The 26762-nt window shown below is 59.0% G+C and carries 1 protein-coding gene; it reads right to left on the bottom strand.

Annotated elements, in window-relative coordinates; all coding sequences use genetic code 11:
* Positions 1-171: 171 nt before the first annotated feature.
* Positions 172-26412: an immunoglobulin-like domain-containing protein gene (locus B2J77_RS00795; protein WP_078477801.1), complete on the bottom strand. Its 26241-nt coding sequence runs from the start codon at positions 26410-26412 to the stop codon at positions 172-174.
* Between the last annotated feature and the right edge of the window lie 350 nt (positions 26413-26762).

Raw genomic sequence — 26762 nt, 5'->3', positions numbered from 1 at the left:
CACATGGATTCCTTCAGGGTAGACAGCAGCATAGGCAAAAAGCGCCGTACGCGTGGATGCGGCGCGAAAGTATGCGCTGTGTGAGTGCGTGGCGGGAAGGCCTGCCCAGGCAGTTGCGCCAGGTGAAGACATACCGGGGCAACCTTTTACGGTTGCCCCGGTGATGGGCCATCAGCTGTCTTTGTTGTGGATGATGATGGTCGGGTCGGCACCGCTGATCAACGAGTTGATCGTCTGGTTGGACCAGTTCACACCTTCGAGCTTGATGGTGACGTCAGCGTTGGCCAGCCCGCCATCGGTGTTGAGCTTGCCTTCGCTGCTGACCTGCAGCGTCGTGGTGCCCTCCACGGTCGACAGCTTGAGGTAGTTGTCGATGGTGCTGCCTTTCTCGCCTTGCAGCAGGTCCTTGAGGTCGATGCGGTCACCTTCGGAGCGGTTGAAGTCCTTGATGACGTCATTGCCATAATCGCCGGCCTTCCAGACGAAGGTATCGGCACCGCTGCCGCCGATCAGGATGTCGTTACCCGGGCCGCCGATGAGGGTGTCGTTACCCGAGCCACCCAGCAGGATGTCATTACCCTTGCCACCATCGAGGATGTCGTTGCCGCCCTGACCGAACAGGATGTCGTTACCGTTACCGCCCGACAGGATGTCGTTGCCGCCATTGGGCCCGGAGATATCGAACTCGGTGTAGTGCTCGGAGATGTACTGGTGCATCGCCTTGCTGTCCACCGCGCTGGCATCGACACCGGTTTTCATCGCCACATAGTTCTGCAGCGCTTCGATACCGTTACCCGCCACCGACGGCATGGTGATCACGTCGCCGAACAGGATGTCGTTGCCATCGCCACCATTGACGGTGTCACTACCAGGCTGGATGGCCTCGGTGTGGCCCAGAATGGCGTTGGCCAGGTTGGAGGCATCGATGTTGCTCTGCGGTTTGCCATCGGAGTCGTACGGCTTGAGGTCATCGGTGTTGACGCCGCTGCCGATGCCGATCGCCTCGATGGTGGGCGACAACCCTTTGAGTAACGCATACGCGTTCTGGGAGTTGGTAATCGTGTCAGCATCGGCGTAGCTGCCCTGGCCTGCCAGGCTGGACAGCTCATAAGTGCCGTCGCCCTGCGCGTGCAATGTGCCTGACAACGTCTGGGTCGAGCTCCAGAAGCCGTATCTGGTAACCGTAAGGTACCCCGAGCTGTCAATGTTCAGGACGTTGCTGCTGTCCAGGTTGACGTTCACGGTCTGGCCGAGCTTGTAGTTAATGGACGACAGGTAAGCATCCATCATGATGCCCTTGCTGCTGAGCAGCGCCGGGTTACCACGCTCACCGGTCTGGTAGTAAGTTGGCTCGCCGTCGGTGATGAAGAACGTCTGATTGTTGCCGGTAACGCCAGAATCCTTGAGGTTCTGGAACCAGTTGGCCGTCGTCTTGAAGGCGTCCTCGTAGTTGGTGCCACCTTTGGCCGTCATGGCCGTCAGGGCATTTTTCAGCGTCTGCAGGGCATTGCTGTCGGACAGGTTGACCGCAACGGTGGATTTCACCTGAGTGGCGAAGTCCACCAGCAACACGTTGACCGTGCCGGACGTTGCCCCTTTGACGCTGTTGGACAGCGTGGTGAAGACCGACTGCAGTGCTTTCTGCGCAGGGTCCACGGAGTCCTTCATGCTGCCCGAGGTATCCACGATGAAGGCCAGGTTGTAGTTCTGACCTGGGACCACATGCAGGCCGCTGATGTCGGCGACGATGATCTCGTTGGCGCCCGTTCCGGTGAACGTATCGCTCTCGGCCGTGAGGTTGGTCGCCGAGTAGGTATCAGGGTACACCGTGACCTTGATCGTGCCTTCGTTGACCGCCTTGCTGCCGCCCACGCTCTCCGTGGAGGTAGAGGTGACCTTCACGTCGAACTGGCCTTGGTAGTAGGCCGGTGGCTTGATGGTGAGGCTGCCCAACTTCCAACCGGTCACATCGACGCCACTGGCGCCAACGGTAGCGGTATGGCCAGCACCATCGCTGACCACCGCCCCCGCCGGGATGCCGGATAGCTTGACACTCAGCGTCTCGGAACCGTCGGTATCGGTCAGGGCAGTCGAGATACCGACCAGTTTCACCGTACCGTTCTCTGGGCCTTCGTTGAGCTTGTAGCCATCGTAGTAGGTTTGGCCGTTGACCGTGTGCGCGTCTGACACGCTCAGACCAGCGTTGGCCATCTCGGTCACGTTCTGGTACATGCGGATGTTTGCGCTGCTCAGGTCGGTCACGCCGCCAGAGCCGACCTGAATGTTCAGATCATAGCTGCCCGGGCCGGACTGGTTGGCATGGTAGACCTCGATCGGGTAGTAGCCGGTCGCCGTAGGCGTGAACGACCCCGTCACCTGGCCGCCGCCGCCCCACGTGGCCGTGACCACGGTCTTGCCACCGATATTGACCAGGAAGCTGTCGTCGGCAGTACCACTGAAGGTGTAGGTCTTGCCAGCTTCCAGGTAGATCAGGCCGGAGGTCTTCGAACCGCTGCCTCCATTCACGCTGCCGTCGGACTGGACGTTGGTGGTGGTAGCACTGGAGGTGGCGCTGCCGGAGTTGGCAAAGACCGTCTTCAGTGCATCACCGGTGATGCCATTGCCGTTGGTACCCAAGTCCTTCAGGGTGGTCCACACTTCCTTGGTCAAGCCTTTGGACACTACATCGGCGCTGCCGATGGCCAGCGTCGGCATGTCTGCCACAGGGCTGATGTCGACCTTCATGGTCGTTTCGGTACCCAGGTTGGTCCCGTCGTTGGGCTTGTACTTGAACTGCGCGTAGTCAGCCTGCTGGTTGCCCACGCCGGTGCCACCGTAGCCATCAGCGCCGGACTGGTTGAGCAGCGGCACGAACTTCAGTTTGCTGGCGGCGATATCGGCCTGGCTGATCACTTGGCCGACAGTAACGTTGGTCCAGCTGCTGCCGTTGAAGTACTTGAGGCTGCCTGCAGCCGGCAGCGAGGTGATGGTCACGGCCAGACCGGTATTGCCATCCGGGTCGGTGACCTTGAAGTCACCCCAGGCGAATACGTAGTCGGTGTCTTCCACGCCATACACGGCACCGCCTGGTGATACCGGCAGGTTGTCGTTGTCGAGGATGGCGGTGGTGACGCTGCCTTTGCTGCCGTTTACCTGCAGGTTTTCGAAGTTGCCACCGGTGGCGCTTTCGATCTTGACCGTGAAGTTCTCGGTGCCTTCGACCAGCTTGTCGTCGATCGTCGGCACATCGAAGGTCACGCCGGAGCTGTTGGCCGGGATTTTCACGGTGGTGACACCCGTGAAGTCTTCGCCGTTCTTGGCCGTGCCCGAGTAGCTGAGGGTCACAGTGACTTCGGACTGGGACGGGTTGCTCAACGTCAGGGTGTAGTGCGCCGTCTCGCCTTCGGTGAGCGAGGTGGTGCCACTGATACCGACGGTGGTCACGTCGCCCTGGCCGCTCGGCTCGTCGGTCACGGTCGTGGTCACGGCAGTCTTGCTGCCCACCAGGCTCTCGAACTGCTTGTCACCGGCAACGCTGATGTCGGTGATGGCCTTGGTGATGGCAGGCTGGCCACCGACGTACACGTCATCCGGCGCATTGATGCTGACCGTACCGCTTGCGGAACCCGCGGCAATGAACACTTGCGTGCCACCGGTCAGGGTCACGGTCACGCCGCCGTGGCCTGTCACAGGCAGGCTGGTGTCTTCACTGACCAGCGTCACGGTGTAGGTGATCTTGCCACCCTCGACGACGGTGGTGTTATCCACAGCCAGCACAGCAGTGACCTTGCTGATGGTGTCAGTGATGTTGACCGAGGCAGGCGCGCCCAGCACCAGGTTCTCGAACTTGGCGTTTGGTACTTCGGCCTTGGTGATGCCGATCTCCAGCTTGCCCTCGTCCTTGAACACGTCATCACCCTGAGCTGGCGCGACGTAGGACTTGCTGGTCTCCCCGGCCTTGAACACAACGGTGGCGTTGTTGCTCAGGGTCACGGTGAGGTCTTTGTCCAGCACGCGGTTCAAGGTCAGGGTGAACAGAGGCGGCGTGGCTTCATTGACCGAGGCCTGGTTGGCCACGATGTTGACCAGTACCAGGTCACCCTGGCCGGCCGGCTCATCGGTCACCGCCGTGGTGACCGTGTTCTTGCTCGCCACCAGGTTCTCGAACTGCTTGTCACCGGCGACGGTGAGGTCAGTGATGGCCTTGATGATTGCAGGCTGGCCACCGACATACACATCATCCGGCGCATTGATGGTGACGGTGCCGCTGGCAGAGCCGGCGGCGATGAACACCTGGGTGCCGCCGGTCAGGGTGACGGTCACGCCACCATGGCCAGTCACCGGCAGGTTGGTGTCTTCACTGACCAAGGTCACGGTGTAGGTGATCTTGCCGCCTTCAGCCACAGTGGTGTTATCCACAGCCAGCACAGCGGTGACCTTGCTGATGGTGTCGGTGATGTTGACCGAGGCAGGGGAGCCCAGCACCAGGTTCTCGAACTTGGCGTTCGGCACCTCGGCCTTGGCGATGCCGATCTCCAGCTTGCCCTCGTCCTTGAACACGTCGTCGCCCTGCGCCGCGGCGGTGTAGGTCTTGGTCATCTCGCCAGCCTTGAACACAACGGTAGCGTTGTTGCTCAGGGTGACGGTCAGGTCCTTGTCCAACGCACGGTTCAGGCTCAGGGTGAAGGTCGGCGCAGTGGCTTCGTTGACCGACACTTGGTCTGCAGCGATGTTCACCTGCACCAGGTCGCCCTGCCCAGCCGGCTCGTCGGTGACGGTGGTCGTGACTGCCGCCTTGCTGGCCACCAGGTTCTCGAACTGCTTGTCACCGGCCACACTGATATCCGTGATGGCCTTGGTGATGGCAGGCTGGCCGCCGACGTACACGTCGTCCGGCGCATTGATGCTGACGGTACCGCTGGCAGACCCGGCGGCGATGAACACCTGCGTGCCGCCGGTCAGGGTGACGGTCACGCCACCATGGCCGGTGACCGGCAGGTTGTTGTCTTCGCTGACCAAGGTCACGGTGTAGGTGATCTTGCCGCCTTCAGCCACAGTGGTGTTATCCACAGCCAGCACAGCGGTGACCTTGCTGATGGTGTCGGTGATGTTGACCGAGGCAGGGGCGCCCAGCACCAGGTTCTCGAACTTGGCGTTCGGCACTTCAGCCTTGGCGATGCCGATCTCCAGCTTGCCCTCGTCCTTGAACACGTCGTCGCCCTGCGCCGCGGCCGTGTAGGTCTTGGTCATCTCGCCAGCCTTGAACACAACGGTAGCGTTGTTGCTCAGGGTGACAGTCAGGTCCTTGTCCAACGCACGGTTCAGGCTCAGGGTGAAGGTTGGGGCCGTGGCTTCGTTGACCGACGCTTGATCCGCAACGATGTTCACCTGCACCAAGTCGCCCTGGCCAGCAGGTTCGTCAGTCACGGTGGTGGTCACTGGCGACTTGTTGGCCACCAGGTTCTCGAACTGCTTGTCACCGGCCACACTGATATCCGTGATGGCCTTGGTGATTGCAGGCTGGCCGCCGACGTATACGTCATCCGGTGCGTTGATGCTGACGGTACCGCTGGCAGACCCGGCGGCGATGAACACCTGCGTGCCACCGGTCAGGGTGACGGTCACGCCACCATGGCCGGTCACTGGCAGGTTGTTGTCTTCGCTGACCAAGGTCACGGTGTAGGTGATCTTGCCGCCTTCGGTCACGGTGGTGTTATCCACAGCCAGTACCGCAGTAACCTTGCTGATCGTGTCGGTAACGTTGACCGAAGCCGGGCCGCCAATGACCAGGTTCTCGAAGGTGGCGTTCGGCACCTCTGCCTTGACGATGCCGACCTCGATCTTGCCTTCGTCCTTGAACACGTCATCGCCCTGCGCAGCGGCGGTGTAGGTCTTGGTCATCTCGCCAGCCTTGAACACAACGGTAGCGTTGTTGCTCAGGGTGACGGTCAGGTCCTTGTCCAGTGCACGGTTCAGGCTCAGGGTGAAGGTCGGTGCCGTGGCTTCGTTCACCGACACTTGGTTGGCGACGATATTGACCTGCACCAGGTCGCCCTGGCCGGCAGGTTCGTCGTGCACGGTGGTAGTGACCGGCGACTTGTCCGCCACCAGGTTTTCGAATTGCTTGGCGCCTGCGACCGTGATGTCGGTAATCGACTTGGTGACCGCAGGCTGGCCGCCCACGTACACGTCATCTGGCGCATTGATGGTGACGGTACCCGTGGCAGAGCCAGCGGCGATGAATACCTGGGTGCCACCGGTCAAGGTAACGGTCACGCCGCCGTGGCCAGTCACCGGCAGGTCGCTGTCTTCGCTGATCAAGGTCACGGTGTAGGTGATCTTCCCGCCTTCGACGACCGAGGTGTTATCCACAGCCAGCACAGCCGTGACTTTGCTGATGGTGTCGGTGACATCGACCGATGCAGGTGCGCCTAGCACCAGGTTCTCGAAGGTAGCATTCGGCACTTCGGCCTTGACGATGCCGATCTGGATCTTGCCTTCGTCCTTGAAGACGTCATCACCCTGGGCAGGTGCGACATAGGACTTGCTGGTCTCGCCGGCCTTGAACACAACAGTGGCGTTGTTGCTCAGGGTGACGGTGAGATCCTTGTCCAGCACGCGGTTCAGGGTCAGGGTGAACAGGGGTGGCGTGGCCTCGTTGACCGAGACCTGATTGGCCACGATGTTAACCAGAACCAGATCACCCTGGTTGTCATTGCCTGGCATACCCGAGCCTGGCTCGTCGGTGACTGCGGTGCTGACCGGGGTCTTGTCCAAGGTCAGCTGCTCGAATTTCCAGACATCCGGACCGCTGACCGCCGCGATCGACTTGACGACCGGGTCGTTGGCGCCGATGTAGACGTTGTCAGGTGCGATGACGGTTACCGAGCCGGTCGTACCATTGGCCGGGATGGTGATGGTGGTTTTGCCATCGTCCAGGGTGAAGGTCAGCGCGCCGTGCTTGTCGATTGGCAGGCCGTCCTTGTTGGTCAGGGTCACGGTGTAGGTGATCTGACCGCCTTCGGCCACGGAGTCGGTCGCAGTCAGTTTCGCGACTACTTCGTCGATGGTGTCGGTGACTTTGACCGACGCCTCGTTACCCAGTTGCAAGTTCTCGAAGGTGCGACCACCCGCGTCGGCTGCCGACTTGATGCCCAGGCTAATTTCGCCCGAGTCTTTATAAACGTCGTCGCCCTGCGCTGCGTGGGTGTACTGAACGCTGGTTTCGCCGGCCTTGATAGTGACCTTCTCGTTGTTGCTCAGGGTCACGACCAGATCATTGGCCAGTGCGGTATTCACGTGCACAGTGAACGTCGGCTTGACGTTCTCGGCGACAGAGGTCTGGTCGGCCGTGATGGTCACGTGGACCAGGTCGCCCTGGTTGCCAGTGCCAGGGACTCCCGAGCCTGGCTCGTCGGTAACCTGGGTGGTGACCGGAGTCTTGTCGAGCGTCAGCTGCTCGAACTTGCCAACATCTGCGCCGGCAACGGAGGCGATCGATTTGACGACCGGGTCATTTGCACCGACATAGACGTTGTCAGGCGCTGTGACGGTAACCGAACCGGTTGTCCCGTTGGCTGGGATGGTGATGACAGTTTTGCCATCGTCCAGGGTGAAGGTCAGCGCGCCGTGTTTGTCGATCGGCAAGCCATCTTTGTTGGTCAGGGTCACGGTGTAAGTGATCTGACCGCCTTCAGTGACCGAGTCGGTAGCGGTGAGCTTGGCTACAACTTCGTCGATGGTGTCAGTCACTTTGACCGAGGCATCGTTGCCCAGCTGCAGGTTTTCGAAGGTACGGCCGCCAGCGTCTGCTGCCGACTTGATGCCCAGGCTGATTTCGCCGGAGTCTTTGTAGACGTCGTCACCTTGGGCGGCATGCTCGTACGACACAGCAGTCTGACCAGCCTTGATGGTGACTTGAGCGTTGTTGCTCAGGGTCACGACCAGGTCGTTAGCCAGGGCTTTGTTGATCTGAACGGTGAACGTTGGCTTAACGTTTTCAGCAACAGTGGTCTGGTCGGCCGTAATGGTGACCAGAACTTGGTCGCCCTGGTTGCCCGTGCCTGGAGTACCCGAGCCTGGCTCGTCGGTAACCTGGGTGCTGACCGGCGTCTTATCGAGCGTTAGTTGCTCAAACTTACCAACGTCCGCACCAGCAACACTGGCGATCGATTTAACGACCGGATCGTTAGCACCGACATAGTCGTTGTCTGGCGCGGTCACAGTGACCGAACCGGTTGTGCCATTGGCTGGGATGGTGATGACGGTCTTGCCATCGTCCAGCGTGAAGGTCAGCGCGCCATGTTTGTCGATTGGCAAGCCGTCTTTGTTGGTCAGGGTCACGGTGTAAGTGATCTGACCGCCTTCAGTGACCGAGTCGGTTGCAGTGAGCTTGGCTACAACTTCGTCGATGGTGTCAGTCACTTTGACCGAGGCATCGTTACCCAGCTGCAGGTTCTCGAAGGTACGGCCGCCAGCGTCGGCTGCCGACTTGATGCCCAGGCTGATTTCGCCCGAGTCTTTGTAAACGTCGTCGCCCTGCGCTGCGTGCTCGTAGGAAACAGCAGTCTGGCCGGCTTTGATGGTGACTTGAGCGTTGTTGCTCAGAGTAACGACCAAGTCGTTGGCCAAGGCCTTGTTGATCTGAACAGTGAACGTCGGTTTGACGTTCTCGGCAACGGAGGTCTGGTCAGCCGTAACGGTGACCAACACCAAATCGCCTTGGTTACCCGTGCCCGGAGTACCCGAACCTGGCTCGTCGGTAACTTCGGTGCTGACTTGGGTTTTATCCAGCGTCAGTTGCTCGAACTTCCAGGCATCCGCGCCGCTGACCGATTCGATCGAGTTCACGACAGCAGGGTTCGTGCCCACATAAACGTTGTCCGGTGCAGTGGCGGTGGCCGAACCTACGGTGCTGTTGGCAGGAACCACGACGGTGGTGCCGTCTTTCAGGTGGAAGTACAACTCAGCGTGATTGTTGATCGGCAATCCGTCTTTGTTGGTCAGGGTCACGGTGTAGGTGATCTGACCGCCTTCGGTTACGGAATCGGTGGCGGTGAGCTTGGCTACAACTTCGTCGATGGTGTCGGTGACTTTGACCGAGGCATCGTTACCCAGCTGCAGGTTTTCGAAGGTACGGCCGCCAGCGTCTGCTGCCGACTTGATGCCCAGGCTGATTTCGCCGGAGTCTTTGTAGACGTCGTCGCCCTGTGCTGCGTGCTCGTAGGAAACAGCAGTCTGGCCGGCCTTGATAGTGACTTGAGCGTTGTTGCTCAGGGTCACGACCAGGTCGTTGGCCAGGGCTTTGTTGATCTGCACGGTGAACGTTGGTTTGACGTTCTCGGCAACAGAAGTTTGGTCGGCAGTGATGGTGACCAGAACTTGGTTGCCCTGGTTGCCCGTGCCCGGAGTACCCGAGCCTGGCTCGTCGGTAACTTGGGTGCTGACTGGCGTCTTGTCCAGCGTCAGTTGCTCGAACTTGCCAACATCTGCGCCAGTGACGGTTGCGATCGATTTCACGACCGGATCGTTAGCACCGACATAGTCGTTGTCTGGCGCGGTTACAGTGACCGAACCGGTAGTGCCGTTCGCCGGGATGGTGATGGTGGTCTTGCCATCGTCCAAGGTGAAGGTCAGCGCGCCATGCTTGTCGATCGGCAGGCCATCCTTGTTGGTCAGGGTCACGGTATAGGTGATCTGACCGCCTTCGGTAACCGAGTCAGTAGCAGTCAGCTTGGCTACGACTTCGTCGATGGTATCGGTGACTTTGACCGAGGCCTCGCCGCCCAGCTGCAGATTCTCGAACGTGCGACCGCCAGCGTCGGCTGCCGACTTGATACCCAGACTGATTTCGCCCGAGTCTTTGTAAACGTCGTCGCCCTGCGCTGCGTGCTCGTAGGACACGGCAGTCTGACCGGCCTTGATAGTGACTTGGGCGTTGTTGCTCAGAGTAACGACCAAGTCGTTGGCCAAGGCCTTGTTGATCTGAACAGTGAACGTCGGTTTGACGTTCTCGGCAACGGAGGTCTGGTCAGCCGTAACGGTGACCAACACCAAATCGCCTTGGTTACCCGTGCCCGGAGTACCCGAACCTGGCTCGTCGGTAACTTCGGTGCTGACTTGGGTTTTATCCAGCGTCAGTTGCTCGAACTTCCAGGCATCCGCACCGCTGACCGATTCGATCGAGTTCACGACGGCAGGGTTCGTGCCCACATAAACGTTGTCCGGCGCAGTAGCGGTGGCCGAACCTACGGTGCTGTTGGCAGGGACCACGACGGTGGTGCCGTCTTTCAGGTGGAAGTACAACTCAGCGTGGTTGTTGATCGGCAGACCGTCTTTGTTGGTCAGCGTCACGGTGTAGGTTATCTCGCCACCTTCGGCAACCGAAGTGGTCGCAGTCAACTTGGCCACGACTTCATCGATGGTGTCGGTCACTTTGACCGAAGCATCATTACCCAGCTGCAGGTTCTCGAAGGTACGGCCGCCTACGTCGGCTGCCGACTTGATGCCCAGGCTGATTTCGCCCGAGTCTTTGTAAACGTCGTCACCTTGTGCTGCGTGGGTGTACTGGGCGCTGGTTTCGCCGGCCTTGATGGTGACCTTCTCGTTGTTGCTCAAGGTCACGACCAGGTCGTTAGCCAGGGCCGTGTTCACGTGCACGGTGAAGGTCGGCTTGACGTTCTCGGCGACCGAGGTCTGGTCGGCGGTGATGGTCACGTGGACCAGATCGCCTTGGTTGCCAGTCCCTGGAGTACCCGAGCCTGGCTCGTCGGTAACCTGGGTGCTGACAGGTGTTTTATCGAGCGTTAGTTGCTCGAACTTGCCGACGTCTGCGCCAGTAACAGTTGCGATCGATTTGACGACCGGATCATTCGCGCCAACATAGACGTTGTCAGGCGCGGTCACAGTGACCGAACCGGTAGTGCCGTTGGCTGGGATGGTGATGACGGTCTTGCCATCGTCCAGCGTGAAGGTCAGCGCGCCGTGTTTATCGATTGGCAGGCCATTTTTGTTGGTCAGGGTCACGGTATAAGTGATCTGACCGCCTTCAGTGACCGAGTCGGTTGCTGTGAGCTTCGCCACAACTTCGTCGATGGTATCGGTGACTTTCACCGAGGCCTCGCCGCCCAGCTGCAGGTTTTCGAACGTGCGACCGCCAGCGTCGGCTGCCGACTTGATACCCAGACTGATTTCGCCGGAGTCTTTGTAGACGTCGTCGCCTTGAGCGGCGTGCTCATAGGAAACAGCAGTCTGGCCGGCTTTGATGGTGACTTGAGCGTTATTGCTCAGGGTCACGACCAGGTCGTTGGCCAGGGCTTTGTTGATCTGAACGGTGAACGTTGGCTTAACGTTCTCGGCAACAGATGTCTGGTCAGCGGTGATGGTGACCAGCACTTGGTCGCCCTGGTTGCCCGAGCCCGGAGTACCCGAGCCTGGCTCGTCGGTAACCTGGGTGGTGACTGGAGTCTTGTCCAGCGTCAGTTGCTCGAACTTGCCAACATCTGCGCCGACAACGGAGGCGATCGATTTCACAACCGGATCGTTGGCACCGACGTAGTCGTTGTCTGGCGCGGTCACAGTGACCGAACCGGTTGTGCCATTGGCTGGGATGGTGATGACGGTCTTGCCATCGTCCAGCGTGAAGGTCAGCGCGCCGTGTTTGTCGATCGGCAAGCCGTCTATGTTGGTCAGGGTCACGGTGTAAGTGATCTGACCGCCTTCAGTGACCGAGTCGGTAGCGGTGAGCTTGGCTACAACTTCGTCGATGGTGTCGGTGACTTTCACCGAGGCCTCGCTGCCCAGCTGCAGGTTCTCGAACGTGCGACCGCCAGCGTCGGCTGCCGACTTGATACCCAGACTGATTTCGCCCGAGTCTTTGTAAACGTCGTCGCCCTGCGCTGCGTGCTCGTAGGACACGGCAGTCTGACCGGCCTTGATAGTGACTTGGGCGTTGTTGCTCAGAGTAACGACCAAGTCGTTGGCCAAGGCCTTGTTGATCTGAACAGTGAACGTCGGTTTGACGTTCTCGGCAACGGAGGTCTGGTCAGCCGTAACGGTGACCAACACCAAATCGCCTTGGTTACCCGTGCCCGGAGTACCCGAACCTGGCTCGTCGGTAACTTCGGTGCTGACTTGGGTTTTATCCAGCGTCAGTTGCTCGAACTTCCAGGCATCCGCACCGCTGACCGATTCGATCGAGTTCACGACAGCAGGGTTCGTGCCCACATAAACGTTGTCCGGCGCAGTAGCAGTGGCCGAACCTACGGTGCTGTTGGCAGGAACCACGACGGTGGTGCCGTCTTTGAGATGGAAGTACAACTCAGCGTGGTTGTTGATCGGCAGACCGTCTTTGTTGGTCAGCGTCACGGTGTAGGTTATCTCGCCACCTTCGGCAACCGAAGTGGTCGCAGTCAACTTGGCCACGACTTCATCGATGGTGTCGGTCACTTTGACCGAAGCATCATTACCCAGCTGCAGGTTCTCGAAGGTACGGCCGCCTACGTCGGCTGCCGACTTGATGCCCAGGCTGATTTCGCCCGAGTCTTTGTAAACGTCGTCACCTTGTGCTGCGTGGGTGTACTGGGCGCTGGTTTCGCCGGCCTTGATGGTGACCTTCTCGTTGTTGCTCAGGGTCACGACCAGATCATTGGCCAGTGCGGTATTCACGTGCACAGTGAACGTCGGCTTGACGTTCTCGGCGACAGAGGTCTGGTCGGCCGTGATGGTCACGTGGACCAGGTCGCCCTGGTTGCCAGTGCCAGGGACTCCCGAGCCTGGCTCGTCGGTAACCTGGGTGGTGACCGGAGTCTTGTCGAGCGTCAGCTGCTCGAACTTGCCAACATCTGCGCCGGCAACGGAGGCTATCGATTTGACGACCGGGTCATTTGCACCGACATAGACGTTGTCAGGCGCTGTGACGGTAACCGAACCGGTTGTCCCGTTGGCTGGGATGGTGATGACAGTTTTGCCATCGTCCAGGGTGAAGGTCAGCGCGCCGTGCTTGTCGATTGGCAGGCCATCTTTGTTGGTCAGAGTCACGGTGTAAGTGATCTGGCCACCTTCGGTAACCGAGTCAGTAGCAGTCAGCTTGGCCACGACTTCGTCGATGGTATCGGTGACTTTCACCGAGGCCTCGCCGCCCAGCTGCAGATTTTCGAAGGTGCGACCGCCAGCGTCTGCTGCCGACTTGATACCCAGGCTGATTTCGCCCGCGTCTTTGTAAACGTCGTCGCCCTGCGCTGCGTGCTCGTAGGACACGGCAGTCTGGCCGGCTTTGATGGTGACCTGAGCGTTGTTGCTCAGGGTCACGACCAGGTCGTTGGCCAGGGCTTTGTTGATCTGGACGGTGAACGTCGGTTTGACGTTCTCGGCGACAGAAGTCTGGTCGGCAGTGATGGTGACCAGAACTTGGTCGCCCTGATTGTCAGTGCCCGGAGTGCCCGAACCTGGCTCGTCGATAACTTGAGTGCTGACTGGCGTCTTGTCCAGCGTCAGTTGCTCGAACTTGCCAACATCAGCGCCGGCAACGGAGGCGATCGATTTAACGACCGGATCGTTGGCACCGACGTAGTCGTTGTCAGGGGCGGTCACAGTGACCGAACCGGTAGTGCTGTTCGCCGGGATGGTGATGACGGTCTTGCCGTCGTCCAGCGTGAAGGTCAGCGCGCCGTGTTTATCGATTGGCAGGCCGTCTTTGTTGGTCAGGGTCACGGTGTAAGTGATCTGACCGCCTTCAGTGACCGAGTCGGTAGCGGTGAGCTTGGCTACAACTTCGTCGATGGTGTCGGTGACTTTCACCGAGGCATCGTTGCCCAGCTGCAGGTTCTCGAACGTGCGACCGCCAGCGTCGGCTGCCGACTTGATACCCAGACTGATTTCGCCCGAGTCTTTGTAAACGTCGTCACCTTGTGCTGCGTGGGTGTACTGAACGCTGGTTTCGCCGGCCTTGATAGTGACCTTCTCGTTGTTGCTCAGGGTCACGACCAGATCATTGGCCAGTGCGGTATTCACGTGCACAGTGAACGTCGGCTTGACGTTCTCGGCGACAGAGGTCTGGTCGGCCGTGATGGTCACGTGGACCAGGTCGCCCTGGTTGCCAGTGCCAGGGACTCCCGAGCCTGGCTCGTCGGTAACCTGGGTGGTGACCGGAGTCTTGTCGAGCGTCAGCTGCTCGAACTTGCCAACATCTGCGCCGACAACGGAGGCTATCGATTTGACGACCGGGTCATTTGCACCGACATAGACGTTGTCAGGCGCTGTGACGGTAACCGAACCGGTTGTCCCGTTGGCTGGGATGGTGATGACAGTTTTGCCATCGTCCAGGGTGAAGGTCAGCGCGCCGTGTTTGTCGATCGGCAAGCCATCTTTGTTGGTCAGGGTCACGGTGTAAGTGATCTGACCGCCTTCAGTGACCGAGTCGGTAGCGGTGAGCTTGGCTACAACTTCGTCGATGGTGTCAGTCACTTTGACCGAGGCATCGTTGCCCAGCTGCAGGTTTTCGAAGGTACGGCCGCCAGCGTCTGCTGCCGACTTGATGCCCAGGCTGATTTCGCCGGAGTCTTTGTAGACGTCGTCACCTTGGGCGGCATGCTCGTACGACACAGCAGTCTGACCAGCCTTGATGGTGACTTGAGCGTTGTTGCTCAGGGTCACGACCAGGTCGTTAGCCAGGGCTTTGTTGATCTGAACGGTGAACGTCGGCTTAACGTTTTCAGCAACAGAAGTCTGGTCGGCAGTGATGGTGACCAGAACTTGGTCGCCCTGATTGTCAGTGCCCGGAGTGCCCGAACCTGGCTCGTCGATAACTTGAGTGCTGACTGGCGTCTTGTCCAGCGTCAGTTGCTCGAACTTGCCAACATCAGCGCCGGCAACGGAGGCGATCGATTTAACGACCGGATCGTTGGCACCGACGTAGTCGTTGTCAGGGGCGGTCACAGTGACCGAACCGGTTGTGCCATTGGCTGGGATGGTGATGACGGTCTTGCCATCGTCCAGCGTGAAGGTCAGCGCGCCGTGTTTGTCGATTGGCAGGCCATCTTTGTTGGTCAGGGTCACGGTGTAGGTGATCTGACCACCTTCAGTGACCGAGTCGGTTGCTGTGAGCTTGGCTACAACTTCGTCGATGGTATCGGTGACTTTCACCGAGGCCTCGTTGCCCAACTGCAGATTTTCGAAGGTGCGACCGCCAGCGTCGGCTGCTGACTTGATACCCAGACTGATTTCGCCGGAGTCTTTGTAGACGTCGTCGCCTTGCGCTGCGTGCTCGTAGGAAACAGCAGTCTGACCAGCCTTGATGGTGACTTGAGCGTTGTTGCTCAGGGTCACGACCAGGTCGTTGGCCAGGGCCTTGTTGATCTGGACGGTGAACGTCGGTTTGACGTTCTCGGCTACGGAAGTTTGGTCGGCAGTGATTGTCACCTGGACCAAATCACCTTCGTTACTGGTACCTGGCGTACCCGAACCTGGCTCGTCAGTGACAGCAGTGCTAACCGGAGTAGTGTCCAAGGTCAGCTTTTCGAACTTACCAACATCAGCACCGGTGACGGTCGCAATAGCCTTGACCACTGGGTCGTTCGCGCCGACGTAAACGTTGTTCGGGGCAGTTACGGTGACAGAACCAGTGGTGCCGTTCGCCGGGATGGTGATGGTGGTCTTGCCATCGTCCAAGGTGAAGGTCAGCGCGCCGTGCTTGTCGATCGGCAGGCCGTCTTTGTTGGTCAGGGTCACGGTGTAGGTGATCTGACCACCTTCGGTAACCGAGTCAGTAGCAGTCAGCTTGGCTACGACTTCGTCGATGGTATCGGTCACTTTGACCGAGGCATCATTGCCCAACTGCAGATTTTCGAAGGTGCGACCGCCAGCGTCGGCTGCCGACTTGATGCCCAAGCTGATTTCGCCGGAGTCTTTATAAACGTCGTCGCCTTGCGCCGCGTGCTCGTAGGAAACAGCGGTCTGGCCGGCTTTGATGGTGACTTGAGCGTTGTTGCTCAGGGTCACGACCAGGTCGTTAGCCAGGGCTTTGTTGATCTGCACGGTAAACGTTGGTTTGACGTTCTCGGCAACAGATGTCTGGTCAGCGGTGATGGTGACCAGCACTTGGTCGCCCTGGTTGCCCGTGCCTGGCGTACCCGAACCTGGCTCGTCAGTGACAGCAGTACTAACCGGAGTAGTATCCAAGGTCAGCTTTTCGAACTTACCAACATCAGCACCGGTGACGGTCGCAATAGCCTTGACCACTGGGTCGTTCGCGCCGACGTAAACGTTGTTCGGGGCAGTTACGGTGACAGAACCAGTGGTGCCGTTCGCCGGGATGGTGATGGTGGTCTTGCCATCGTCCAAGGTGAAGGTCAGCGCGCCGTGCTTGTCGATCGGCAAGCCGTCTTTGTTGGTCAGGGTCACGGTGTAGGTGATCTGACCGCCTTCAGTGACCGAGTCGGTTGCTGTGAGCTTCGCCACAACTTCGTCGATGGTGTCAGTCACTTTGACCGAGGCATCGTTGCCCAACTGCAGATTTTCGAACGTGCGGCCGCCAGCGTCGGCTGCCGACTTGATACCCAGACTGATTTCGCCCGAGTCTTTGTAGACGTCGTCGCCTTGCGCTGCGTGCTCGTAGGAAACAGCAGTCTGACCAGCTTTGATGGTGACTTGAGCGTTGTTGCTCAGGGTCACGACCAAGTCATTGGCCAGGGCCTTGTTGATCTGGACGGTGAACGTTGGTTTGACGTTCTCGGCAACAGATGTCTGGTCAGCGGTGATGGTGACCAGCACTTGGTCGCCCTGGTTGCCCGTGCCTGGCGTACCCGAACCTGGCTCGTCAGTGACAGCAGTACTAACCGGAGTAGTGTCCAAGGTCAGCTTTTCGAACTTACCAACATCAGCACCGGTGACGGTCGCAATAGCCTTGACCACTGGGTCGTTCGCGCCGACGTAAACGTTGTTCGGGGCAGTTACGGTGACAGAACCAGTGGTGCCGTTCGCCGGGATGGTGATGGTGGTCTTGCCATCGTCCAAGGTGAAGGTCAGCGCGCCGTGCTTGTCGATCGGCAGGCCGTCTTTGTTGGTCAGGGTCACGGTGTAGGTGATCTGACCGCCTTCAGTGACCGAGTCGGTAGCGGTGAGCTTGGCTACAACTTCGTCGATGGTGTCAGTCACTTTGACCGAGGCATCGTTGCCCAACTGCAGATTTTCGAACGTGCGGCCGCCAGCGTCGGCTGCCGACTTGATACCCAGACTGATTTCGCCCGAGTCTTTGTAGACGTCGTCACCTTGTGCCGCGTGGGTGTACTGAGCGCTGGTTTCGCCGGCCTTGATGGTGACCTTTTCATTGTTGCTCAGGGTCACGACCAAGTCGTTGGCCAGGGCCTTGTTGATCTGAACAGTGAACGTTGGCTTGACGTTTTCAGCAACAGAAATCTGATCCGCCGCAATGGTGACCAGAACTTGGTTGCCCTGGTTGTCCGTGCCTGGAGTACCCGAGCCTGGCTCGTCGGTAACTTGGGTGCTGACTGGAGTCTTGTCCAGCGTCAGTTGCTCGAACTTGCCAACATCTGCGCCAGTGACGGAGGCGATCGATTTCACGACCGGATCGTTAGCACCGACATAGTCGTTGTCTGGCGCGGTTACAGTGACCGAACCGGTAGTGCCGTTGGCTGGGATGGTGATGACGGTCTTGCCGTCGTCCAGCGTAAAGGTCAGCGCGCCGTGTTTGTCGATCGGCAGGCCATCTTTGTTGGTCAGGGTCACGGTGTAAGTGATCTGACCGCCTTCGGTGACCGAGTCGGTAGCGGTGAGCTTGGCTACAACTTCGTCGATGGTGTCGGTCACTTTGACCGAGGCATCGTTACCCAGCTGCAGGTTTTCAAAGGTGCGGCCGCCAGCGTCTGCTGCCGACTTGATGCCCAGGCTGATTTCGCCCGAGTCTTTGTAAACGTCGTCGCCCTGCGCTGCGTGCTCGTAGGAAACAGCAGTCTGGCCGGCTTTGATGGTGACTTGAGCGTTATTGCTCAGGGTCACGACCAGGTCGTTGGCCAAGGCCTTGTTGATCTGGATGGTGAACGTCGGCTTAACGTTCTCAGCAACGGAGTTCTGGTCAGCGGTAATAGTGACCAGCACCAGATCGCCTTGGTTACCCGTGCCCGGAGTACCCGAACCTGGCTCGTCCGTAACTTCGGTGCTGACCTGGGTTTTATCCAGCGTCAGTTGCTCGAACTTCCAGGCATCCGCGCCGCTGACCGATTCGATCGAGTTCACGACGGCAGGGTTCGTGCCCACATAAACGTTGTCCGGTGCAGTAGCAGTGGCCGAACCTACGGTGCTGTTGGCAGGAACCACGACGGTGGTGCCGTCTTTCAGGTGGAAGTACAGCTCAGCGTGGTTGTTGATCGGCAGACCGTCTTTGTTGGTCAGCGTCACGGTGTAGGTGATCTCGCCGCCTTCGGCAACCGAAGTAGTCGCAGTGAGCTTGGCCACAACTTCGTCGATGGTGTCGGTGACTTTGACCGAGGCATCGTTACCCAGCTGCAGGTTTTCGAAGGTACGGCCGCCTGCATCGGCTGCCGACTTGATGCCCAGGCTGATTTCGCCCGAGTCTTTGTAGACGTCGTCGCCTTGAGCGGCATGTTCGTAGGACACGGCAGTCTGACCAGCCTTGATGGTGACCTGAGCATTGTTGCTCAGAGTAACGACCAGGTCGTTGGCCAAGGCCTTGTTGATCTGGATGGTGAACGTCGGCTTGACGTTCTCAGCAACGGAGTTCTGGTCAGCGGTAATAGTGACCAGCACCAGATCGCCTTGGTTACCCGTGCCCGGAGTACCCGAACCTGGCTCGTCGGTAACTTCGGTGCTGACTTGGGTTTTATCCAGCGTCAGTTGCTCGAACTTCCAGGCATCCGCGCCGCTGACCGATTCGATCGAGTTCACGACAGCAGGGTTCGTGCCCACATAAACGTTGTCCGGTGCAGTGGCGGTGGCCGAACCTACGGTGCTGTTGGCAGGGACCACGACGGTGGTGCCGTCTTTCAGGTGGAAGTACAACTCAGCGTGATTGTTGATCGGCAGACCGTCTTTGTTGGTCAGCGTCACGGTGTAGGTGATCTCGCCGCCTTCGGCAACCGAAGTAGTCGCAGTGAGCTTGGCCACAACTTCGTCGATGGTGTCGGTGACTTTGACCGAGGCATCGTTACCCAGCTGCAGGTTTTCGAAGGTACGGCCGCCTGCATCGGCTGCCGACTTGATGCCCAGGCTGATTTCGCCCGAGTCTTTGTAGACGTCGTCGCCTTGAGCGGCATGCTCATAGGAAACAGCGGTCTGGCCGGCTTTGATGGTGACCTGAGCATTGTTGCTCAGAGTAACGACCAGGTCGTTGGCCAAGGCCTTGTTGATCTGGATGGTGAACGTCGGCTTGACGTTCTCAGCAACGGAGTTCTGGTCAGCGGTAATAGTGACCAGCACCAGATCGCCTTGATTACCCGTGCCCGGAGTACCCGAACCTGGCTCGTCGGTAACTTCGGTGCTGACCTGGGTTTTATCCAGCGTCAGTTGCTCGAACTTCCAGGCATCCGCACCGCTGACCGATTCGATCGAGTTCACGACGGCAGGGTTCGTACCCACATAAACGTTGTCCGGCGCAGTAGCAGTGGCCGAACCTACGGTGCTGTTGGCAGGAACCACGACGGTGGTGCCGTCTTTCAGGTGGAAGTACAGCTCAGCGTGGTTGTTGATCGGCAGACCGTCTTTGTTGGTCAGCGTCACGGTGTAGGTGATCTCGCCGCCTTCGGCGACCGAAGTAGTCGCAGTGAGCTTGGCCACAACTTCGTCGATGGTGTCGGTCACTTTGACCGAAGCATCATTGCCCAGTTGCAGGTTCTCGAAGGTACGACCGCCTGCATCGGCTGCCGACTTGATGCCCAGGCTGATTTCGCCCGAGTCTTTGTAAACGTCGTCGCCTTGCGCCGCGTGTTCGTAGGAAACAGCGGTCTGGCCGGCTTTGATGGTGACTTGAGCGTTATTGCTCAGGGTCACGACCAAGTCGTTGGCCAGGGCTTTGTTGATCTGAACAGTGAACGTCGGCTTGACGTTCTCAGCTACGGAGTTCTGGTCAGCGGTAATAGTGACCAGTACCAAATCGCCTTGGTTACCCGTGCCCGGGGTACCCGAACCTGGCTCGTCAGTTACTGTAGTGGTTACAACCTCATTGCCCAGCGTCAACTTCTCGAAGTTATCTCCACCCGAAACCGACTCTAGCTTGTTCACCAGAGCAGGCTGGCCACCCATATACACATCATCGCCAACGGCAATAGTAGTGCTGCCAGCGACGCTATTGGCTGGAATGGTGACTTTCGTCCCGTCAGTCAGCGTGAAAGTCAGTGCTCCATGTTGAGTAACAGGCAAGCCTTGAGCGTTGCTCAGAGTTACGGTGTAGGTAACTTGGCCACCCTCTGTAACAGTCGTCTTGTCCGCCGTAAGGGTTGCGATGACTTCGCTGATGGTGTCGGAAATTTCAACTGTTGCCGGGCCACCGATGACTAGGTTCTCGAACGTGGCGCCCGGGACGCTAGCGTCGGTCACACCTAGCGTGACGGAGCCTGGATCCTTGATGACATCGTCGCCTTGTGCGGCGAGCTTGTACTCGACCTCAGTCTTTCCAGCCTCGATGGTGACTTTGTCACCATTCGACAATGTGACAGTGAGCGGACGGTCCAAGGCTTGACTGACTTTGACCGTGAAGGACGGCTGCTGATCTTCGGTCACATTGCCGTTACTGACGATGCTAACGGTGACAGTGTCGATACTGTCGTTGATGACCGTGGAGGCTGGCGTGGGGTTTGCGGTCAGTTCTTCGAAGTTGCCGCCGGTGGCGCTGTCGATGGTCACGCTAACGGTGGAACCGTTGTTGTAGACGTCGTTGGCCGGGGTCTGGAAATCGATGCTGCCCTGGGTCTTGCCTGCTTCGACAGTGATGACCTGGCCGTTGGACAGGGTCACAGTCACTGGAGTCTGGGCCGGGTTGGTCAGGGTCACGGTGTAGGTGATGACGCCGCCTTCAGTGACCGAAGGATTCGCGGTCAGGGTCGCGGTAGTGGTGTCGATTGAATCATTGATCGTCGTTACGGCTGGCGTCGGATTAGGCGTCAGCTGCTCGAAGTTGCCGCCCGTAGCGCTGTCGATGGTCACACTAACGGTCGAGCCGTTGTTGTAGACGTCGTTGGCCGGGGTCTGGAAATCGATACTGCCCTGAGTCTTGCCAGCCTCCACAGTGATGACCTGGCCATTGGACAGGGTCACAGTGACCGGAGTCTGAGCCGGATTGGTCAGGGTAACGGTGTAAGTGATGACACCGCCTTCGGTGACTGAAGGACTCGCGGTCAGGGTCGCGGTAGTGGTGTCGATCGAATCATTGATCGTCGTTACAGCTGGCGTCGGACTAGGCGTCAACTGCTCGAAATTACCGCCCGTGGCGCTGTCGATGGTCACGCTAACGGTGGAACCGTTGTTGTAAACGTCGTTGGCCGGGGTTTGGAAGTCGATGCTGCCTTGAGTCTTGCCAGCCTCAACAGTGATGACCTGGCCATTGGACAGGGTCACGGTCACAGGAGTCTGAGCCGGGTTGGTCAAGGTCACGGTGTAGGTGATGACGCCGCCTTCGGTGACGCTTGGTGAAGCGGTCAGAGTTGCAGTGGTCGTATCAATCGAATCGTTGATCGTGGTAACGGCAGCCGCTGGATTCGGGGTCAACTGCTCGAAGTTACCGCCCGTGGCGCTATCGATGGTCACGCTAACGGTCGAGCCGTTGTTGTAGACGTCGTTCGCCGGGGTTTGGAAGTCGATGCTGCCCTGGGTCTTGCCTGCTTCAACAGTGATGACCTGGCCGTTGGACAAGGTCACGGTGACCGGGGTCTGAGCCGGGTTCGTCAGGGTCACGGTGTAGGTGATCACGCCGCCTTCAGTGACGCTTGGCGAAGCCGTCAGCGTGGCAGTGGTAGTGTCGATCGAGTCGTTGATCGTAGTTACCGCTGGCGTCGGATTAGGCGTCAGCTGTTCGAAATTACCGCCCGTGGCACTGTCGATGGTCACGCTAACGGTGGAACCGTTGTTGTAGACGTCGTTGGCCGGGGTCTGGAAATCGATGCTGCCCTGGGTCTTGCCTGCTTCAACGGTGATGACCTGACCATTGGACAGGGTCACGGTGACCGGAGTCTGAGCCGGGTTGGTCAGGGTAACGGTGTAGGTAATGACACCGCCTTCGGTGACGCTCGGCGAAGCCGTCAGCGTGGCAGTGGTCGTGTCGATCGAATCATTGATCGTCGTTACAGCTGGCGTCGGGTTAGGCGTTAGCTGCTCGAAGTTGCCGCCCGTGGCGCTGTCGATGGTCACACTAACGGTCGAGCCGTTGTTGTAGACATCGTTGGCCGGGGTCTGGAAATCGATGCTGCCCTGGGTCTTGCCTGCTTCAACGGTGATGACCTGACCATTGGACAGGGTCACGGTGACCGGAGTCTGAGCCGGGTTGGTCAGGGTAACGGTGTAGGTGATGACACCGCCCTCAGTAACCGAAGGGTTCGCGGTCAGGGTCGCGGTTGTAGTGTCGATTGAATCATTGATCGTGGTAACCGCAGCCGCTGGATTAGGCGTCAGCTGCTCGAAGTTGCCGCCCGTAGCGCTGTCGATGGTCACACTAACGGTCGAGCCGTTGTTGTAGACATCGTTGGCCGGGGTCTGGAAGTCGATGCTGCCCTGGGTCTTGCCTGCTTCAACGGTGATGACCTGACCGTTGGACAAGGTCACGGTGACCGGAGTCTGAGCCGGATTGGTCAGGGTCACGGTGTAAGTGATGACACCGCCTTCGGTGACCGAAGGACTCGCGGTCAAGGTCGCGGTAGTGGTGTCGATCGAATCATTGATCGTGGTAACCGCTGGCGTCGGGTTAGGCGTCAGCTGTTCGAAGTTACCGCCCGCGGCGCTGTCGATGGTCACGCTAACGGTCGAGCCGTTGTTGTAGACGTCGTTCGCCGGGGTCTGGAAGTCGATGCTGCCCTGGGTCTTGCCTGCTTCAACGGTGATGACCTGACCGTTGGACAAGGTCACGGTGACCGGAGTCTGAGCCGGATTGGTCAGGGTCACGGTGTAAGTGATGACACCGCCTTCGGTGACCGAAGGACTCGCGGTCAAGGTCGCGGTAGTGGTGTCGATCGAATCATTGATCGTGGTAACCGCTGGCGTCGGGTTAGGCGTCAGCTGTTCGAAGTTACCGCCCGTAGCGCTGTCGATGGTCACACTAACGGTCGAGCCGTTGTTGTAGACATCGTTGGCCGGGATCTGGAAATCGATGCTGCCCTGGGTCTTGCCTGCTTCAACGGTGATGACCTGACCATTGGACAGGGTCACGATGACCGGAGTCTGAGCCGGGTTGGTCAGGGTAACGGTGTAGGTAATGACACCGCCTTCGGTGACGCTCGGCGAAGCCGTCAGCGTGGCAGTGGTCGTGTCGATCGAATCATTGATCGTCGTTACAGCTGGCGTCGGGTTAGGCGTTAGCTGCTCGAAGTTGCCGCCCGTGGCGCTGTCGATGGTCACACTAACGGTCGAGCCGTTGTTGTAGACATCGTTGGCCGGGGTCTGGAAATCGATGCTGCCTTGAGTCTTGCCTGCTTCAACGGTGATGACCTGGCCGTTGGACAGGGTCACGGTCACCGGAGTCTGAGCCGGGTTGGTCAGGGTCACGGTGTAGGTGATGACACCGCCCTCAGTAACCGAAGGGTTCGCGGTCAGGGTCGCGGTTGTAGTGTCGATTGAATCATTGATCGTGGTAACCGCAGCCGCTGGATTAGGCGTCAGCTGCTCGAAGTTGCCGCCCGTAGCGCTGTCGATGGTCACACTAACGGTCGAGCCGTTGTTGTAGACATCGTTGGCCGGAGTTTGGAAGTCGATGCTGCCCTGGGTCTTGCCTGCTTCAACGGTGATGACCTGACCGTTGGACAAGGTCACGGTGACCGGAGTCTGAGCCGGATTGGTCAGGGTCACGGTGTAAGTGATGACACCGCCTTCGGTGACCGAAGGACTCGCGGTCAAGGTCGCGGTAGTGGTGTCGATCGAATCATTGATCGTGGTAACCGCTGGCGTCGGGTTAGGCGTCAGCTGTTCGAAGTTACCGCCCGCGGCGCTGTCGATGGTCACGCTAACGGTCGAGCCGTTGTTGTAGACATCGTTCGCCGGGATCTGGAAATCGATGCTGCCCTGGGTCTTGCCTGCTTCAACGGTGATGACCTGACCGTTGGACAAGGTCACGGTGACCGGAGTCTGAGCCGGATTGGTCAGGGTCACGGTGTAAGTGATGACACCGCCTTCGGTGACCGAAGGACTCGCGGTCAAGGTCGCGGTAGTGGTGTCGATCGAATCATTGATCGTCGTTACAGCTGGCGTCGGGTTAGGCGTCAGCTGCTCGAAGTTGCCGCCCGTGGCGCTGTCGATGGTCACGCTAACGGTGGAACCGTTGTTGTAGACGTCGTTCGCCGGGGTTTGGAAGTCGATGCTGCCCTGGGTCTTGCCTGCTTCAACAGTGATGACCTGGCCGTTGGACAGGGTCACGGTAACTGGGGTTTGAGCCGGGTTGGTCAGCGTGACGGTGTAAGTGATCACGCCACCTTCGGTCACGCTTGGCGAAGCCGTCAGCGTGGCAGTGGTGGTGTCGATCGAATCATTGATCGTGGTAACTGCTGGTGTCGGGTTTGGCGTCAGCTGTTCGAAGTTGCCGCCCGTGGCACTGTCGATGGTCACGCTAACGGTGGAACCGTTGTTGTAGACGTCGTTGGCCGGGGTCTGGAAATCGATGCTGCCCTGGGTCTTGCCTGCTTCAACGGTGATGACCTGACCATTGGACAGGGTCACGGTGACCGGAGTCTGAGCCGGGTTGGTCAGGGTAACGGTGTAGGTAATGACACCGCCTTCGGTGACGCTCGGCGAAGCCGTCAGCGTGGCAGTGGTCGTGTCGATCGAATCATTGATCGTCGTTACAGCTGGCGTCGGGTTAGGCGTTAGCTGTTCGAAGTTACCCCCCGTAGCGCTGTCGATGGTCACACTAACGGTCGAGCCGTTGTTGTAAACATCGTTGGCCGGAGTCTGGAAGTCGATGCTGCCCTGGGTCTTGCCTGCCTCAACAGTGATGACTTGGCCGTTGGACAGGATCACGGTAACTGGGGTTTGAGCCGGGTTGGTCAGCGTGACGGTGTAAGTGATCACGCCACCTTCGGTCACGCTTGGCGAAGCCGTCAGCGTGGCAGTGGTAGTGTCGATCGAATCATTGATCGTAGTAACGGCAGCCGCTGGGTTCGGGGTCAGCTGTTCGAAATTACCGCCCGTGGCGCTGTCGATGGTCACGCTAACGGTGGAACCGTTGTTGTAGACGTCGTTGGCCGGGGTCTGGAAGTCGATGCTGCCCTGGGTCTTGCCTGCCTCAACAGTGATGACCTGGCCGTTGGACAGGGTCACAGTCACTGGAGTCTGGGCCGGGTTGGTCAATGTCACGGTGTACGTGATCACACCGCCTTCGGTGACCGAGGGAGTGGCGGTCAACGTTGCAGTGGTGACATCGATGGTATCTGTAATTTCAGTAACCAACGGCCCTTGAGGTGGAGTTACTGAAATGCCACTCCCCCCGCTGGTACCGGTAACAGTGGTCGAAATTTGCCCACCATCAATGTAGGGCGTGTCTTTCGGCGGGATCACGACATTGACACTGCCAGTGGTCTGCCCGGCCGGAATGACGATCACAGAGCCATTGGCCAGGGTGATGAGAAGGTCGCTGCTCGGTGCCTGGCCAACCGTAGCGGTATAAACAATGACGCCACCCGCTTCGCTGATCGATGGCGTGGCCCCGACCACAAGGGTGGTGGCAACCGTAGTGCCCGTTGTCGGCGCGGTGACGCGATTGTCAGCAGTGGTTCCAGCTACCTCCACGGGGGCGGCCGCTGCGGCAAAACCAAGGCCTTCTGTAGGGAAGCCAATCGTGGGATCAACGCTGCCGGCCGTTTCTTCCAGCATGACGAAACTGTGGCCGCCACCTGCCGCACCGCCGCCCGCAGCGGTCGGCCCGGCAGCCGTGGCTTCAAGATCGGTGGTCGGGTCAGCGCCTGCAGCGATCGCTTGTTGCAATTCCTCGACCGACGGCGCTGCCTGGGCAGCGGCCTGGCCCAAGTCAGTACTGCTGTCAGGCGTGTCTGCGCTCCACTGGGTATCACGACCAAGGTCAAGCAACCGGCCGTCTGCCAACTCCAGCGTTACCGCGCCACCCGGACCGGTAAGGACCTGTTCACCTGCAAGAAGTCGATCGCCTTCTATGAGCACACGCCTGATGCCTTCAGGGGATACCGCAATAACCTGGCCGACAATACTTTTGACGATGGCTACAACGCTGCTCATTGGACTCTCCGTGTGACCCGCTGGGGTACTTCTGTGCCAGAGCGGCATCCGCAGCCACCTGAACAGGAATTATGTCGATGATCTCTTGACGCTTGGTTGCGTCAACATTCCGTCTATGACGAAATGAAGTTAGATTTCTGCCAAACTATTGACCTTATATTGGCCATCCTAAACAATCACCAAGGTAATGTCACATTGATATTTTTACCTTAGCCAAGGGCCAATCAACAGCAAATGCCTTGCGTCATTAAAACAGCGCAATGGCACAGAGCATGCGGGCCCAAGTGATGACAGCGGCCAGAAATCACATGCTTTTCAACCGTTCGTCGGGCTCAGTAGGACCGACAGCG

Source organism: Pseudomonas parafulva (assembly GCF_002021815.1).
GTDB lineage: Bacteria > Pseudomonadota > Gammaproteobacteria > Pseudomonadales > Pseudomonadaceae > Aquipseudomonas > Aquipseudomonas parafulva_B.
This window is presented reverse-complemented; position numbering and strand designations above follow the sequence as displayed.

Coding starts and splice junctions, on each gene's coding strand:
- B2J77_RS00795 (WP_078477801.1), bottom strand. CDS start 26,412: ATGAGCAGCGTTGTAGCCATCGTCAAAAGTATTGTCGGCCAGGTTATT.